Origin of the sequence: Caldalkalibacillus uzonensis, assembly GCF_030814135.1 — a bacterium.
Taxonomy (GTDB): Bacteria; Bacillota; Bacilli; order Caldalkalibacillales; family Caldalkalibacillaceae; genus Caldalkalibacillus; species Caldalkalibacillus uzonensis.
Genome location: NZ_JAUSUQ010000002.1, coordinates 170,648 through 186,948, shown reverse-complemented (window position 1 = coordinate 186,948; position 16,301 = coordinate 170,648). Strand labels below are relative to the sequence as shown.

Annotated in this window: 16 protein-coding genes; 10 read left to right on the top strand and 6 right to left on the bottom strand. The window is 46.3% G+C overall.

Annotated features, from left to right (window positions below; all coding sequences use genetic code 11):
• Nucleotides 1–132: 132 nt before the first annotated feature.
• The 3 genes from J2S00_RS03750 to J2S00_RS03740 are packed head-to-tail and all read right to left on the bottom strand — an operon-like array spanning nt 133 to nt 3,352.
• Nucleotides 133–906 (bottom strand): LytR/AlgR family response regulator transcription factor, encoded by a 774-nt coding sequence (locus tag J2S00_RS03750; RefSeq protein WP_307335574.1) that lies wholly within the window; start codon nt 904–906, stop codon nt 133–135.
• Nucleotides 896–2,689, bottom strand: a complete 1,794-nt coding sequence (locus J2S00_RS03745; RefSeq protein WP_307335571.1) for a LytS/YhcK type 5TM receptor domain-containing protein — start codon at nt 2,687–2,689, stop codon at nt 896–898. Before J2S00_RS03745 ends, J2S00_RS03750 begins: the two co-directional genes overlap by 11 nt.
• Nucleotides 2,690–2,707: 18 nt before the next feature.
• On the bottom strand, nt 2,708–3,352 hold the full coding sequence (locus J2S00_RS03740) for a molybdopterin-dependent oxidoreductase (RefSeq protein WP_307335568.1): 645 nt from the start codon (nt 3,350–3,352) through the stop codon (nt 2,708–2,710).
• Between the two features lie 159 nt (nt 3,353–3,511).
• Between J2S00_RS03740 and J2S00_RS03735 the strand changes: the two genes are divergently transcribed.
• The gene (locus J2S00_RS03735; protein WP_307335566.1) at nt 3,512–3,937 is read left to right on the top strand and encodes a hypothetical protein; all 426 of its coding nucleotides are present in this window, start codon (nt 3,512–3,514) and stop codon (nt 3,935–3,937) included.
• An 83-nt stretch (nt 3,938–4,020) separates the two neighbouring features.
• On the opposite strand, the gene J2S00_RS03730 is transcribed toward J2S00_RS03735, so the two are convergent.
• Nucleotides 4,021–5,616: a glycine betaine uptake BCCT transporter gene (locus tag J2S00_RS03730; protein WP_307335562.1), complete on the bottom strand. Its 1,596-nt coding sequence runs from the start codon at nt 5,614–5,616 to the stop codon at nt 4,021–4,023.
• A 229-nt stretch (nt 5,617–5,845) separates the two neighbouring features.
• Here J2S00_RS03730 and J2S00_RS03725 point away from each other — a divergent pair, with 229 nt between their 5' ends.
• The 4 genes from J2S00_RS03725 to J2S00_RS03710 all read left to right on the top strand — a co-directional run bounded on the left by J2S00_RS03725 (nt 5,846) and on the right by J2S00_RS03710 (nt 9,606).
• The gene (locus J2S00_RS03725) at nt 5,846–6,190 is read left to right on the top strand and encodes a YlbF family regulator (protein WP_307335560.1); all 345 of its coding nucleotides are present in this window, start codon (nt 5,846–5,848) and stop codon (nt 6,188–6,190) included.
• A gap of 154 nt (nt 6,191–6,344) precedes the next feature.
• The gene (locus J2S00_RS03720) at nt 6,345–8,129 is read left to right on the top strand and encodes a M3 family oligoendopeptidase (RefSeq protein WP_307335558.1); all 1,785 of its coding nucleotides are present in this window, start codon (nt 6,345–6,347) and stop codon (nt 8,127–8,129) included.
• 117 nt (nt 8,130–8,246) lie between these two features.
• Nucleotides 8,247–8,666, top strand: coding sequence for a DUF4395 family protein (locus J2S00_RS03715; RefSeq protein WP_188622652.1), 420 nt, complete (start codon nt 8,247–8,249; stop codon nt 8,664–8,666).
• Between the two features lie 64 nt (nt 8,667–8,730).
• The gene (locus J2S00_RS03710; protein ID WP_307335556.1) at nt 8,731–9,606 is read left to right on the top strand and encodes a DMT family transporter; all 876 of its coding nucleotides are present in this window, start codon (nt 8,731–8,733) and stop codon (nt 9,604–9,606) included.
• 82 nt (nt 9,607–9,688) lie between these two features.
• On the opposite strand, the gene J2S00_RS03705 is transcribed toward J2S00_RS03710, so the two are convergent.
• Both J2S00_RS03705 and J2S00_RS03700 read right to left on the bottom strand, forming a co-directional pair.
• Entirely contained in the window at nt 9,689–10,816 is a 1,128-nt protein-coding gene (locus J2S00_RS03705) for a YeiH family protein (RefSeq protein ID WP_307335555.1), read from the bottom strand.
• A 21-nt stretch (nt 10,817–10,837) separates the two neighbouring features.
• Complete coding sequence (locus tag J2S00_RS03700) at nt 10,838–11,611, bottom strand: sulfite exporter TauE/SafE family protein (protein ID WP_307335553.1); 774 nt, start codon at nt 11,609–11,611, stop codon at nt 10,838–10,840.
• A gap of 214 nt (nt 11,612–11,825) precedes the next feature.
• On the opposite strand from J2S00_RS03700, the gene J2S00_RS03695 reads away from it, so the two are divergent.
• From J2S00_RS03695 to J2S00_RS03675, 5 genes are read left to right on the top strand one after another with little or no spacing between them, the layout of a single operon-like run.
• Entirely contained in the window at nt 11,826–12,548 is a 723-nt protein-coding gene (locus tag J2S00_RS03695; RefSeq protein WP_307335551.1) for a succinate dehydrogenase/fumarate reductase iron-sulfur subunit, read from the top strand.
• Between the two features lie 37 nt (nt 12,549–12,585).
• Entirely contained in the window at nt 12,586–12,963 is a 378-nt protein-coding gene (locus tag J2S00_RS03690; protein ID WP_307335548.1) for a succinate dehydrogenase/fumarate reductase transmembrane subunit, read from the top strand.
• Between the two features lie 28 nt (nt 12,964–12,991).
• Entirely contained in the window at nt 12,992–14,713 is a 1,722-nt protein-coding gene (locus tag J2S00_RS03685) for an FAD-binding protein (RefSeq protein ID WP_307335545.1), read from the top strand.
• Nucleotides 14,714–14,730: 17 nt separating this feature from the next.
• The gene (locus J2S00_RS03680) at nt 14,731–15,663 is read left to right on the top strand and encodes a fumarate hydratase (RefSeq protein WP_307335540.1); all 933 of its coding nucleotides are present in this window, start codon (nt 14,731–14,733) and stop codon (nt 15,661–15,663) included.
• A gap of 21 nt (nt 15,664–15,684) precedes the next feature.
• Nucleotides 15,685–16,299, top strand: a complete 615-nt coding sequence (locus J2S00_RS03675) for a fumarate hydratase C-terminal domain-containing protein (protein WP_307335537.1) — start codon at nt 15,685–15,687, stop codon at nt 16,297–16,299.
• The last annotated feature ends 2 nt before the right edge of the window (nt 16,300–16,301 follow it).

Here is a 16,301-nt window from a genome sequence, read left to right as displayed (position 1 = left end):
CGATGTTGTTGTTCTTATTTTATTGGGAATTTTCGAATAACGTGGAGGTTGTGGTCTGAAATGTTTGGCTAGTCGCCTGAAATGCAAAAAACCGTTTCCGAATGGAAACGGTTGGGCTAAGGCAGGCCAATATTACATCTGCAAGCGTTGTAACAGCTCTTTTGCTGCAGTGCGACTAACCGGAATTTTGGTTTTCTGGCGGTGCTGCAGGGTCAGGTTGTAGGCCCCGTTAAACCAGGGTGTAATTTCTTCCACAAAGTTAAGATTGACCAGATAACTGCGGTGGGGCCGGAAAAAGTTGTAGGGAGCTAATTTTTCCTCAAGTTCCTGCAATGTCAGTTTAGAGGTGTATATTTTGGTGGCCGTATGAATTTTTAACAAGCGGTCTTCCCGGACCACATACAGGATGGAGGCGGGATCCACCACCGATAAGCGCTCACCATCATCAATTAACAGCTTGCCTATCCGCTGGATCTCTCTAGATGGAGAGGTTTTGGTTTCTGGCGCTGTGGCTTCCTTTTTTGCTTGTTCCCTCAAGCGCTTAATTTCGGTCCGGATGCGATTGATGGCCTCTTCCAAGCGTTGTTCACTATAGGGTTTCAGCAAATAATCGATTGCCTTCAGGCGGAAAGCTTCAACAGCATAATGTTCATATGCTGTGGTAAAGACAATAAGCGGAGGATGTTCACGGGCCCGCAGTTGTTTGGCGACAAACATACCTTCTAATTCAGGCATTTGAATATCTAGAAATATCACGTCTGGGCAGTACTCTTCATATTTTTCAAGCAAATCTTTGCCATTGGTCACGCTCGGTATAAGCTCTAGATCATTGTATGAGCTGAGCAAATACTCCAGCTCTTCCCGGGCAAGCTTCTCATCTTCGGCGATCATCACCTTAATGGACATGCTTTACACCTCCAGTCCTGACCAGTTTTGGGTCTGCAGTCTTTTCAATGCTATGGGGAATGGCAAACGAGATTTGGCATCCTTCATCCGGTTTATTGCGAATACAGAGAGCAGACCCCTCACCCAGCAAGGTGATCAGCCGCTGGTTGACATTATAAATACCGATCCCGTTGCCCGTACCGGTGGACATGGGCACCTTTCCCAAACGGTCAATCACATCATGGGGAATACCAGTCCCATTATCTTCAACACAGACATAGACATGATCCTGTTGCTCTTTAATTTGGATCATGATCTTTCCCCCAGTCCTTTTATTCTTCAATCCGTGTCGAATACTGTTTTCAACTAGGGGTTGCAAGGTGGAGGGGGGCAGATAGACATGGGACAAGTTCGGATCAGTATTGACTTCAATTTGCAGTTGATCGGAAAAACGGACAAGGATGATGTCCAGATAAGTTTGCAAGTGCTCCAGTTCCTGCTCAATAGGAATGAGGGACTGGGATAAGATGTTTAAATTGATGCGCATATATTGGGCCAACTGCCGTGTGACTGTTCTAGCTTGAGCTGGGTTGATACGGATGAGAGAAACAATGGTGTTCAGTGTGTTAAACAAAAAATGGGGGTTAATTTGGGCCTGCAACTGTCTCAGTTCAGCATCCCTGATCAACTCTTTCATTCGTTCTGCTTCGGCTAGATGCAATTGATTGGAAATCAATCTTCCCAGTCCCTGGGCAAGGACAATATCCACGGCACGGATCTGTTGGGGGCGTTTGTAGTACAACTTGATTAAGCCGGCCATCTTTCCTGATTGATGAAAGGGGATTAAAATGGCAGCTTTCAAAGGACAGCGCGGGTGCGTGCAATTGATCTCAGCCTGGTTCGAAATCACCTGGACATGGCCGTTATATAAAGCCATTTTGTCCCCAGCCGTGCTCAAAGGAGAATTGGGGGTATGATGATCAGCACCGAGCCCGATATGGGCCAATATTTTGTGATCGTTAGCCACGGCAACGGCTGCAGGCTCCAGTTCATTCATCAACAGATGTGCTGTGGTGTGCGCCGTTTCATAGTTCAGTCCCCGTTTCAAATAAGGCAGCACTTTGTCAGCAATTTTTAATGCCCGTTCCGTTTCTATGGCCTGGGCCTGCTCTTTCTCGTTTAAGACAGCACGTATCATGATGGTGAAAACAGCGATGGCCAAGCTGTTGACAATAACCATAGGGATCCCGATTTGATTGACGAGGCTGATGGCCTGATCACTGGGTGTGGTAAACGCCAAAATAAAACACATGGTTAAAATGATAGCGAACATCCCGATAAAAAGTGACTTGGCCGGGGAGATGATCCGCTCTTCAGAGAAAAAGCGGGCGGCCCCTCCGGCCAACAAACCAACAAAAGGGGCAGCAATGGCGTAGGCTTGACCGCTTATTCCTCCCATCAAGAGGAGGAATAAGCCGGTCAGAGCCCCTGCTCCCAGACCGACAACCGGGCCACCCAGCAAACCGGCCATCACGACGCCCACAGTTCCTGAGTGAGCCAAGGCCACATGTTGATCAAACGTGGGTAACCACAAGGGACGAATAATCTGTCCGTCATAAATGGAGACCCCGGCCAAGACGCCTCCGATGCCGAACAAACCGAAAAAGAGGGAGTAGGTAGCAGCTGTTTTCCAATTTAGCTCCCGTTCCAGGAGATACTTAATGGAAGGCATGCGAGTAATAATAAAAGCGGCGATCAGCAGCATGCCGATGCGTTCCAAAAGGGTGACCGTCAGGATGTCCACCGTGCGAAATCCCCCTACTTATTGATCTTGCCATTCATTGGCTCCGCCATAACCGCTAGGCAGGCTGGCAGGATCAGCAAAACGCTCCTCTTTAAATGGATTGCCGTTCATGTGGTACCCTCTGATTTCCCAGTAACCAGGCTTGTTCTCTGTCATAAACTCAATGCCCGTAGCCCACTTGGAGCCTTTCCACAGATAAAACTGGGCGGGTGGAATAAAGCGTAAAGGATAGCCATGCTTGGGAGAAATGTCTTGCCAATCATTTTTTGCATCTTTCCAACGGTAAACAAACAGGGCATCATCTCCTTGCAAGGCTTCAAGGGGCAGATTGGCCGAATAACCGAGAGGATCACCATTTAAGTATCCATAAATACGCACATAGCGCACATGGGGCTTCAAGTCGGCTAACTTCACAAATTCACGGAAGGGAATCCCCTCAAAGGTGGTGTCGAATTTGGACCAAGTGGTGACACAATGCATGTCAACAGTGGTGATCACTTTGGGCAGATCCATCACATCTTTAAAGGTAAGGATCACGTCTTCTCTTATCTCACCAAATAATTTGAAGCGCCATGTCTCTTCATTAAATTGATATACGTCTCCTTCATGCAGGATCGGCCACTTCTTTGTTTCCATTTGACCAGGGGGAAGTGTTTTGGTCATGGTTGCATCCTCCTGTCTGATTTGTTTCCATGCTTTGTTTATCTTATTTTATCATATCTTGCCCAGAGGGGAATGAAAGGAAAGAGAAATTGGAACCTTGAACGTGGGTTGATGCATAGAATGACAGTGTCATTTTAAATGAGGAAAGGAAGTGCAGATGTGAACGATCTGTATCAAAATCCATATCATGAGCATGTTTTACATCATTTTCCCCAAGTCCCCAGTCCTTATTTGTATCCCGCCTTTTATCCGGGGTATATGCCTCCAGATGGAGTGATGCATCCACCAGAAGTATTGCCGGCTCCATATGATCCATATGATATGAAACATCATGTTCTAAGTACAGTGGAACCATTGGTTCAATACGGGTTAAAGGAGGCGAAAGTCACATCAGTGGCCCATGCCATGCGGGAAGTGGCAGCCATCGCTTATTTGGTGGGCCGCGGCTATCCGCCTCACCGGGCCTGGCACATTGTGGAGTCCTGGGAAGTAAATGAATATTTCTACACACCGGACAGAAGCGAGGAGGAAACGGAGCAACAGTCGCGGGAGTCTCGAGATGATGACACCTGCGAAAGAGAATAAAAGACAGATGAGGATTAAATCTAATCCGGTTACACCGTTCAAAAAAGGGATCCCCTTTGGGCGGGATCCCTGATTTATAGATTTTATTTGTCTTTTTTATAGGTGTCTATATCGGTGGGACCTATACCCAGTTCTTCCTCGATCAGCTGTTCTAACTTGCGAATACGCATTTTTTCGCGACGTCGTTCTTCACGCAATTCGGCCTTCAGAGCCTTGTTCAGGGAGAGAACCATGAACAGCATGATAACGGCAAAAGGCAAGGCAGCCACAATTGATGCGGTTTGCAAACCATTTAAGCCGCCGCTGAGTAACAGGACAGCGGCAATGCCAGACTGCAAGATTCCCCAAATGAGCTTGGTTGAAACTTTGGGGTTAAGTGCTCCCTTTGAGGTGAGCATGCCCAAGACGAAAGTAGCAGAATCAGCTGATGTGACAAAGAAAGTAATAATCAGCAAAGTGGCCAAGATACTGAGCCATAATCCCAGAGGGAACTGTTCCAAGGTAAAAAACAGGGCGCCTTCTACACTTTGGGAGACGGCTTGTGTGATGCTCACCCCTTCAAACATTTCCAAATGAAGGGCGGATCCCCCAAAAGTGGCAAACCATAGCGCTCCGATTAGCGTTGGCACCAAGAGCACCCCCGATACAAATTCTTTAATGGTCCGTCCCCGCGAAACACGGGCGATAAAGGTACCGACAAAAGGTGCCCAGGCGATCCACCAGGCCCAGTAAAAAAGCGTCCAGGCACCAACCCATTCCCCCTGAGTAAAGGGAGTCAGTCTGAAACTCATGGGAATGATGCTGCCCAGATAGTTTCCGGTTGTGGTCGTGAACGTTTCCAAAATAAAGATACTGGGGCCGACAAGCAAGACAAACAAAAGTAATAATGCGGCCAGAGAAATGTTCACATTACTTAAATATTTGATTCCCCGGTTCAGGCCAGTAGAGGCGGAAATCATATATAAAACGGTGACCACCAAAATGATTAATAAATGCACGGTCGTGTTGTTGGGCAGTCCAAAAACATGGCTTAAACCACCGTTGATCTGCAATGTTCCCAAACCGAGTGAAGTAGCTACCCCAAACGCAGTGGCGATGGCCGCCAAAGTGTCGATCCCTTTGCCAAGGGGGCCGTCCACCCGGTCACCGATAAGAGGACGGAAGGTGGAACTGATTAAACCAGATTCCCCTTTTCTGAACTGGGCATAGGCCAAGGCCAGAGCCACAATGGTATAGATGGCCCACGGGTGTAATCCCCAATGGAAGAAAGAATAACGCATGGCGGCCTTAGCCGCTTCTATGCTTTCACCCTCAATCCCTTCCGGAGGGGACATATAATGATACATTGGTTCAGCTACACCCCAAAAGACCAGGCCGATACCCATCCCGGCTGAGAACAGCATGCCTAACCATGTCCAATAGTTATATTCCGGATCTTCATCCTTTTTGCCTAACTTTATTCGTCCGTACGGTCCAAAAGCCAGGTATAGGGCAAAGACAAGAAAGATAAAGGTGGCAAACAAATAAAACCAGCCAAAGGTCCGTGTCACAAAAGCAAGGGCGTTACCGGCCGTTTCCGCCAAATGACTGGGGCGGATAAATCCCCAGGCTACAAAAATAGTAACGATAATAACTGAGATATAAAAGACATAGCCTAATCGCGGTTTAGATTGACTCATTCTTTCACTCCTTTATTCAACTGAGACGTTTGACTACGGTTCTGAGGCCGACAAGTAATGATTAACCTTATTAATGTGACGCTAAACCTGTTTTTATCCCGGACTGGAAGAGATACTGGTAGATGAACTGGGCCACTGGGTCCCAACAAAAAGAGATGATCTCATTTCATGCATCATTAAAAAAAGTTTGATATGATGGTTAGTAACATCTTTATAGGAGGTATTAATGATGACTGTTGTTTATGATCAGGCCCATCAGCTTGCCCAAGCTGTAAAGGAAAGCAATGAATTTCAAACCTTAAAATCTTTGCAGGCACAGGTGAACGCAGAAGAAACAATCAAACGTATGTTCGAAAACTTTCGCCAAAAACAACTTGAATTACATATGAAACAGATGCAAGGACAGCAAATTACCGAACAGGAAAAGCAACAGATTCAACAGCTGTTTAATACAGTTCAACTCAATCCAACGATTTCCAAATTATTGGAAGCGGAACAGCGGCTGAACGTCATGCTGGAAGATGTGATGAAAATCGTCATGGAGCCCACCAAAGAATTTTACAAAGAGCCTTAATAGGATGTGATTGATGTGACCCGCGGATATTAGTTCCCGCGGGTATTACTCATTTTTAACTTTAAATTGTATAAAAGTTTCCTGTGGAGGAAAAATAACAAGAAACCAAGAGTCGCCCAGTGCGGCTTTTTTTGCTGATAAAGGAGTGGATACGATGTTCATTGATGATCAGCCGGCCATCGAATATGTCTTGCCTGTCGAGATGATGGACCATATGTTAGCCTTGGAACTAAAAGCGGATGAACAGCATCCCCTGTTGGACAAACACCGCCTGGAACAGAAGTTAAAAGGATTGTTGCAGAAAAACATCAACTCGGTGGAAGAACTGGAAGCGTGGCTGCAAGAGGAGAGCGCCTTAAGTGAAGAAGTCGGGGAACTGGCTGCAAGAATTCACATCAGTTTTAAGCGTGACCATAGCGATGCCGAAGCCAAAGAGCAATATGATTATTTAAATGAAACACTGCTACCCATGATTAAACGCTACAGCTTTTTGCTGGATGAAAAGTTTGTGGGCAGTCCTTATCTCAATCAGTTGGACAAGGAGCGCTATGGAGAGCTGATTCGCTCCCGCCAAAATTCAGTCCAACTTTTTAAAGAAGAAAACATTCCTTTGGAAGTGAAAGAACGCCAGTTGGTTAAGCAGTATAATGAAATTATTGGCAGTCTGACTGTGGAGTGGGAGGGTGAAGAGCGTACCTTTCAACAGATGCAGACCCTTCTGCAGCATGCCCCAAGAGACATAAGGGAAAAAGCTTGGCGGGCGATGTGGGAGGCGGTATTAAAGGAAGAAGGGAAATTGAATGGGTTAATGAGTGAACTGATCGAGCTACGCCAGCAAATTGCCAAAAATGCCGGTTTTGACAACTACCGAGACTACATCTACCGCAAATATGAACGTTTTGATTATACCCCGGAAGATAGCCACCGTCTGTATGAGGCCATTAAAAAACATGTGGTACCCACTGTCAGCCGCTTGCAGCAGGAGCATCAATCAGCACTTGGTTTGGCGGACTACAAGCCCTGGGATATTCCGGCCATGGTGCCGGGCCATCAGCCGCTTAAGCCTTTTGAAGATGTGGACCAGCTGATTGAGGGGACCATTAAGATTTTTGAACGCTTGGATCCACAGTTTTCCTTTGTACTGAAAAAAATGGATGAAGAAGGATTGCTAGATCTGGAAAACCGGAAAGGAAAATCTCCCGGAGGCTTTTGCTCCCAGCTGCCTGTGACTGGTTTGTCTTTTATCTTTATGCATGCCACAGGCTCAGGGCGGGATGTGACCACCATGATTCATGAGGGTGGCCACGCCGTGCACAACTATCTGATGCAGAGACAGCCTTTGGACAGTTACCGTTCAGCTGACAAGGAAGTAGCTGAATTGGCCAGCATGGGCATGGAACTGTTGACGATGAATGAATGGGATGTGTTTTATAAGGATCCGGAACAGTTGCACAAGGCTCAACGGGAACATTTAGAGAACATTATCTCGTTTTTTCCGTGGGCCATGGTGGTGGACCAGTTTCAGCACTGGATGTATGAACACCCGGAACATACCCCTGAGGAACGCAAGCTCAAGTTTCGGGAGCTGGCTCAGGAAATGAGCTACCACGGGGTGGATACTAGAGGGTTGGAGGAGATTCTGGAAGTGCGCTGGATGTTACAGCCACATATCTTCGAGGTGCCGTTTTACTATATTGAATATGTCATCGCCCAACTGGGAGCGCTGGAATTGTGGGCTGATTATCAGCAGGATCCCCAAGCCACCTTAACCCGCTTTAAACAGGCGCTGGGTTTGGGCAGTTCCAAACCCCTGCCAGAGATTTATCAGCAAGCTGGGATTACGTTTGATCTCTCCGAAGCTCGTGTAGCGGAAATGGTCACCAAAGTTGAACAGGCTTTAGACCAATTAGAGGGACATGAGAAGGTAAATACAAATTAATCTAACAAAAGGGGTGTGTGAAAAAGCTCTTTCGGCCGTTGCCGAGAGAGTTTTTAAGTTTCCTGTTATAATGATGATAAAGTGAATCTAATATCATATCCATAAGGAGGGAGTTTCATGAAACAAGGCATTCCGGTTCCATTGGTCCGAGCCAATCAGTGGGTGATGGTCGGAGGAATTTTGTTGGCTATCCTGTTGCAATCCCAGCTCCTGTTGACGCTATTGTTCATCATATCATTGCTGGCCTTGCTGTTTGGTCCCAAGGGCAATGTAGTCTTCGTCTTGACCAAACCGCTGCTTAAGAACCGATTGGCGGCTGCTGAACAGGAAGCGGCGGAATTGCAGCGTTTTAACCAGAGCATCGCCACTATCCTTCTGGGGCTGGCCGTAGGTATTCTATGGACCACTGGTCACTGGAGTGGCTGGATCCCGGCCGGTATGGTAATGGTGGCCGCCGCATTTGCCTTGGCCGGTTATTGTATCGGTTGCACTATCTACTTTCAGTGGAAACAATGGCGGCATACACAACGATCCTAGTCTAGTCTAAAGACTAACATTAGGCTGAATATTTAAACAGGTACACATGGTAGGAGAGAGAACAATGGACCAACAGCGACCAGTATTTCCGCCCTATTTTGGATTAATCGTGGGGGCTGTGTTTGTCTCGACCGCAGCTGTTTTGGTTAAGCTGTCCTCTGCACCGGCTGAGGTTGTGGCCTTTTACCGCTTGTTTTTAGCTGTGGTGTTGATGACCCCATTTGTGTTCCCTTATTTTAAGGAATTGAAAAGATTAGAGAGGCGGCAATGGGTCTATCTGCTTGTCAGCGGTTTGTTTTTAGCCTTGCATTTCGTGTTGTGGTTTGAATCTTTGAATTACACTTCGGTGGCCAGTTCGGTGGTGCTGGTCACCTTACAACCTTTGTTCACTTTTGCAGGGGCTTATGTACTGTTTAGGGAACGAATGACGATCAAGGCTTTGGCCGCAGGAATTTTGGCCATTGGTGGCAGTGTGCTGATCTTTTGGGGAGACTTCCGCTTTGGTGGGGAAGCAATTGTGGGCAATGCCCTTGCGTTATTGGCAGCTGCTATGGTCTCAGGTTACTGGCTGTGTGGGCAGCATTTGCGGCAGTGTTTGTCTATTATGGCTTATACTTATGTAGTTTATGGGGCAGCAGCTCTGTTTATCCTGGCCTATGTTATGGCCCAGAACAGTCCCTTCCTTGATTATCCTGCTGGCGACTGGTGGCTGTTTCTGGCCTTGGCCCTGTTTCCTACCTTGCTGGGCCACTCTATTTTCAATTGGGCCGTAAAATGGGTAGGCGCCTCTGTCATTTCAGTGACGGTACTTTTTGAGCCGATTGGTGCCTCTATCCTGGCTTATCTCATCCTGGGAGAAACGCTAAGCGTAACCCAAATAGGGGGCGGAATGATGATCTTGTCCGGCATTTATCTGTTCCTCCGTTTTAAAACAGCCTGAAAGGAAGGAAAACACTTGTGCAAGCCCGATATGTAGATGCCCATCTGCATTTGGATCAATATTTGAAGCGTTAAAATATCGCTTAGAGGCGGATAAAGTCACCAAGGAAATAGATCAGGACAGCACTGATGATGCTGACAGTGAGAGCTGCGATCATACCGATATAAAAAGGTTTAATTCCCAGTCCTTTAAAAACATGGACGCTGGTGGAAAGGCCAATGCCTGCCATGGCAATGCCCAACAGATACTTGGACCCCAGCGTGCTTAAGGTGGTCCACAGCGTGACCCACCGGTTCTCGTTCAAGAGACCGAAGGCTAAACCATTGGCTGCTGCTCCCGCATCCCCAATGCTCCGCACAATGGCCATGGCCAAAAAACCGAGGACGAACAGAGGAATGAGCTGATACCATTTAGTCTCAGTTCCTTCTGATTCTCTTCGGTCTTTTAATTTTTTTACATAGTAGAAGCTCATCAATGGTACAACCGCAAGCAACAGAAAATTTCGAGTCAGTTTGGTAATGGTGGCGGCGTCGATGACCAGAGATTGGGCAAACATTTGGTTGTAGATTAAAGCTGCCCCTGCAACCTGAGCAGTTTCATGAATCGCCGTTCCCAAGAAAAGACCTGCTTTAATTGGATCATTTTGGAAGAGTATATAAGCAACATAAGGATATATAAACATAGCAATAATCCCGAACAGTGTAATATTGGCAATGGCATAAGCGACTTCACGATCATTGGCGCGTATCCCCGGCGAGGTTCCTACAATAGCCGTTACGCCACAAATACCTGTTCCTACCGCAATCAAGGTGCCCAAACGGCTGGATTGATTCATCTTGTGGGTCATCCACAATGTGATGAACAAAGCCACCCCCACACAAGAGACAATAATAGGAATGCCCCAGATTCCTAATTTGACTACATCGTAGAAACTTAAGCGAATACCTAGTAGTATGATGCCAAGTCTTAAAATATATCTGATTGAGAATAGGACTCCATCTCTGAAAAACTCGTGTAGGCCGAGGACATTTCGAACCACCAATCCTAATAAAATGGCGATGAAGATGCCGGATACAGGGCTGGGATTGTCGGTGGTTAGTCCTTGTAAGAGATTTAATCCATATCCGATCCAGCGGGAGAATAATTCTCCCACGGTCATGATAAGCAAACATAATACAACGCCCGGTAGAATTCTATAAGAGAAGGTCAACAGTATTCACTCCTTGATTGTCTATAATTGGAATAAATCATAGATGAGCTTGATACAGATTAAGGAAATAAGTAATGTGGCCACTTCTTTCAAGATCAGAGGGGAGAGAAATTTTCCAATAATGCCTCCCAGCTGGGCACCGATGATGCCGCCCAAAACGAGACTGAATCCTAACCCAAGGGCGATGGAATGAACGCCAAATTTAATGGCTAAACCACCACAAGCCAACAGAAAACAGGTGTTCAGACTGGAGCCGATAGCTTTTTTAATAGGGAATTTAAAAAAATAGGTCATGAAAGGGACATAGATAAACCCGGCTGCTAGTCCGATTAACCCCCCGATCCCCCCGATCACGATGCCTGCCCCAACGGTCAGTACAGCCGAATAGGGTTGAAAACGGAAACGCTGATCAGCATGATTTGGATTCTGGGAAATCTGTAAAATGATCACTGCTCCCACAGCGAGGATGATGAAGATGATTTTTAAGATTTTCTCTGGTGTATATTCGGACAGAAAGGACCCAAGCATCGCCCCAAAAAAAGAGGGAACACCCAGGAAAAGGACCACATTTCGCTCAATCAGTCGTGCTCGCCAATAATAAATCGATCCGGAAAGAGTGGAAAAAAAAGCGAGCAGCATCGCAAACCCGGCGATCGTTTGCATGGTAAACGTTTCTTTAAGTATTAAGGGGGGAATGATGATCAGAAATGAGATCAGGATAATGCCTCCCCCAATAGAAAGTAAACCAGTGACAACGCCACTGATCAAACCGATGAGAAATAAGGTTAGAGACAAGATGAGCGGCTCCTTCATATCAGATTGGTCATACCTCATTTTAGCAGTGAATAGAACGAATTAGAATTTCATTATTACTATCCTATTTATTACGAAAACAAATAATAGAAAAATCTTAATTTTACATATTTTCCTTGACAACTTATTAAAATATCAATAGGATCAAAGTAAAAAAAGGATAGAGGTCATACCTTTTCTGAGGTGGGTGATACCATTGTTTCAAGCCACCATTCGCATCAGGCGCTACAATCCTGAACAGGAAGAGCAGGCTCCATATTATGACCAATTTATGGTTGACGTAAAGAAAAACATGACGGTCCTTGATGCTCTGTTTGTCATTGTGGAGGAACATGATCCAACGTTATCATTCAGGTGCGCTTGCAGATTGGGGATGTGTGGAACATGTGGCATGATGATTAATGGACGTGGGCGTCTAGCCTGCCGGACAAAGATTGAACATTTGGGAACGGAAACCGTTGTTGCCCCTCTTCGTCACATGCCTGTCATTAAAGATTTGGCAGTTGATATGGATCCGTTTTTTAAAAGTTGGCAGAAAATTATGCCTTATTTTGTTCCTAAGGAAGAGAGAAATGATTTTGCCATTATTCTGCCTTCATCCGGTCGGAGAGAGATCATTGATGAGAATCAGGATTGTATTACGTGCGGGTTGTGTTACCAGTCTTGTGACGTCATTACCATGCGGGGAGAGGACTATATCGGTCCTGCCGCTCTCAGCAGAGCCTATAATCTCATTGCAGATGAACGTGACGGGGCCAGAGAAGAACGGCTCAATCTGGTTAGTGGAGACGATGGAGCCTTTGGCTGCCATGTTTTTGGGGGATGCGTGGAAGTGTGTCCTAAAGGGATCAAACCGATGGTAACCATTCAAAAGTTAAAGGAAAAACAGATCCGTCGTTTTTTGGGTCTAAAATGGTAAGGGTCTTAATCTAGGTGAAAGGAGGAATCAGGGTTCGATGGTGTCACCCAGATCGAGGACATCTGTTGAGACGGGTAGGGAGTTCAAAATCAGTCAGAAACCTTTTGTGGGATACATTGCTTGGCTTATTCAAAGGATCACCGCTTTAATGCTGCTCATCTTACTTCCTTTAAAAATTTACAGCGGCTATGCCATGATCGGTAAACTTCCTGGCGGGAGCGTTATCGCTGCTCTACACATCAGTCCCTTGATCGATGCCATCTTGTTATTTGCGGTGATCTTTCATGCCCTGTACGGGATTAGAGTGATGTGCATTGACATAGGGTGGGTCAAAGATAATCGTGACGTTTTTATGAGTTTTACAATCATTGGCACCTTTCTGTTTGCCCTCTCCTTCTTTTTCATGGTGTTATAATCCGTTGTTGGAAAGGTGGTGATGGTGTGTGGAGCATGTTGAGACGGACATTTTAATTCTAGGAAGTGGAGGGGCGGGGTTGTTTGCCGCCCATCATGCGGCTGATGTCTCTCCCAAGTTAAAGATCATTATGGCTGCAAAGGGGTTGATCGGCAAAAGCGGATGCACGCGTATGGTTCAGGGGGGATACAATGCTGTTCTCCATCCCGATGATTCCCTGGATAAACATTTCACCGATACGATTAAAGGAGGGGCAGGGATTAACAATCAAGATTTGGCTTGGGTCTTGGTCGAGGATGCACCTAAGCGTATCCTCGAATTAGAAAACAAAATGGGGTGTTTTTTCGACAGAAATGAGGATGGCACCATTCACCAAAAACCTTTTGCTGGCCAATCATTTGACCGCACCGTCCACCGGGGGGATTTAACTGGGATTGAGATTACCTCCCGCTTGAGAGATCAGCTCTTTGCCAAAGCCAATGTGGCAACATGGGATGAAGTAAGAGCCCTTGAGTTGCTAGTCGATGTAGATAGTGGTTGTATTGCGGGGTGCCTGATGCTGGATATCCGCTCGGGTGAGTTGTTGGTCGTCCGCAGCAAAGCCGTGATTGTCGGAACGGGTGGAGCAGCAACCATGTATAGGATGGCCACACCGAGTATGGAAAAATCAGGTGATGGGATGGCCATGTGCTACAGAGCAGGAGCTGTTTTTTTAGATATGGAAATGATGCAGTTTCATCCGACCGGATTATTAGCTGAAAATTCAAGATTAAATGGCGGGGTTTTGGAAGAAGGGCTCCGAGGGGCGGGAGGATATTTGTATAACGCCTTGGGAGAACGGTTTATGAATCGCTACGATCCGGAACGAATGGAACGTTCCACCCGGGATCGTGTCTCCAGAGCCTGTTACATGGAGATCATGGCGGGTCGGGGAACCCCTTTGGGAGGCGTATATATCGATGTTTCTCATTTGGGTAGAGAAAATGTACTAAAGATGTTCCCTGGGATGGTTGAAAGGTGTAAAGATGTTGGACGTGATTTGAGCACGGAGCCCGTAGAAATATCCCCGTCTGCTCATTATCATATGGGAGGTGTTCAGATCACCATTAACTGTGAAACTCATCTCCCTGGCTTATTTGTGGCTGGAGAGGATGCAGGGGGCGTACATGGTGCCAATCGTTTGGGAGGCAATGGAGTTGCTGATTCCATTGTGTTCGGTGCCCGAGCAGGAGATGCGGCGGCTGATTATGTTCTTAACCTGAACAAAACGGCAAGAGTATGGGCAGGACAGGTCAGAGATACGGAAAAAGAGGTACTCTCTTCCTTCAATAGAAAGAATGGCGAGAATCCTTTTAAACTCAAACACCAATTAAAGGACTTAATGTGGACAAAAGTTGGACTGGTGCGCACCAAAAAAGATTTGCAGGATGCACAGAGAGAATTGCTGGAATTAGAAGAGAGAGTACGGCGAATCTCTATCAGAGGTCCGAGGGCATACAATCTGGCTTGGCAAGAAGCGCTCAATGTCCAAAATTTGATCACGATTGCCAAGATGGTCACCACCAGTGCACTGCTGCGGACAGAAAGCAGAGGATCTCATTATCGTGAGGATTTTCCTGAAATGGATGATCAGAACTGGCTAAAAAATATTTTTGTTCAACAAGGAGATGACGGGGAGCCACGATACGAGATAAGAGAAGTAAAGCAAAACAGAATGCGAATTGGGAATGGAGAATATATCATTGAATAACCTTGAGGTGAGGAGGGGTGACTGACAGGATGATCTTAGCCGACCAGCAAGATTACAGTGAGGTTTGGGATGTTGACGATTCATTTTATCAAAATGTGGAGGAAGTATGCAAAACGTTATATATTGAATCTTTAAAAGATTTACCGCCGGATGTGAGAGAAGCCTTGCAGAATGCGTACAAACGGGAGGAATTGGATAGCGGCAAAAGAATCCTGAAGACACTGATTGAGAATGTTGATAAGGCCGACGAACATCATATGCTCATTTGCCAAGACACTGGCATCCCTATCTACTTTGTCAAAATTGGAAGTGAAGTTCGCTTCGATGGCAGGCGTTTGGAGCAGGCGATTCGTCGGGGGACCGAACGGGCCACATTAGAGCATCCGTTGCGAAGCAGCATTTGTCATACCCTCACCCGTAAAAATACGGGCACTTCTACCGGCTACCGGATTCCCGTTATTCATTATGAGTTTGTCCAGGGAAATCAAGTCGAGATTTTAAACGTCCCTAAAGGATCGGGATCGGAAAACATGAGCTACTTAAAATGCTTGACTCCGGCTGAAGGGAGCGACGGAATTAAAAAGTTTGTGTTGGAATGTGTGTTTGAATCAGGTGCCAATCCCTGTCCCCCCACTATTGTGGGGATCGGCATAGGTGGCTCGGCTGACCTGTGCGTCGCTTTGGCCAAAAAAGCGTCCGTGCGTGAAGTAGGCTCCCAAAATCCCGATCCTCATGTCAGGGCGTTAGAAGATGAATTATATGAGGCAATCAACCAACTGGGCATTGGAGCCCACGGATTGGGCGGGAGTACCACCGCGCTTGCCGTTCATATTGAAGAGGCTCACACCCATATGACCATGAATCCTGTGGCCGTTAATATGATGTGCTGGCCGGCGAGGAGAAGAAGGGCGACATTTAGTCCGGGAGAAGCAGTGTCTATTACCTATTAAGAATAAGGAAGGTGCCACAAAATGGCTCACTATCATATCCAGTCTCCCCTTGCGGATGAACTGATTGAAACATTACGGGCGGGTGACACAGTCAGCATCGATGGTCATATTTTCGGTATTCGGGATGCCAACTTGATCCGCTTATTTGATCAAAAAGTAGAACTGCCTCCAGATCTCATTGCTCAATTAAAAGGTGCCATTGGCTTGCACACAGCTCCTAACGTCAAAAAATTAGAAAACGGTAAATATAAAAAAATTTGTGTTGGCACCACCACCAGTTACAGGATGGATCGCTTTACAAGAGGCTTGTTCAAAACATACGGATTAAAGGCCATTGCTGGAAAAGGAGGCCTCTTGGAAGACGGATGTCAGGCTTGCGTCGATTTAAAAGGGTGTTATTTGACCGTCATTGGAGGAGCAGCTGCTTTGGAAACATTGCAGATTGAAGATATTGAGGAGGTGTGGTGGGAAGATCTGATGCCTGAAGCCATCTGGAAGTTTAGAGTTAAAAATTTTGGCCCGCTGATCGTGTCCATCGATTGCCATGGTAATAACTTATATCGAAACATCAAAGCTCAAGCAAAGAAAAATATGGAGCATGTGCTGGCAGAGTTGGGTATTAAAAGTGATCAATGAAG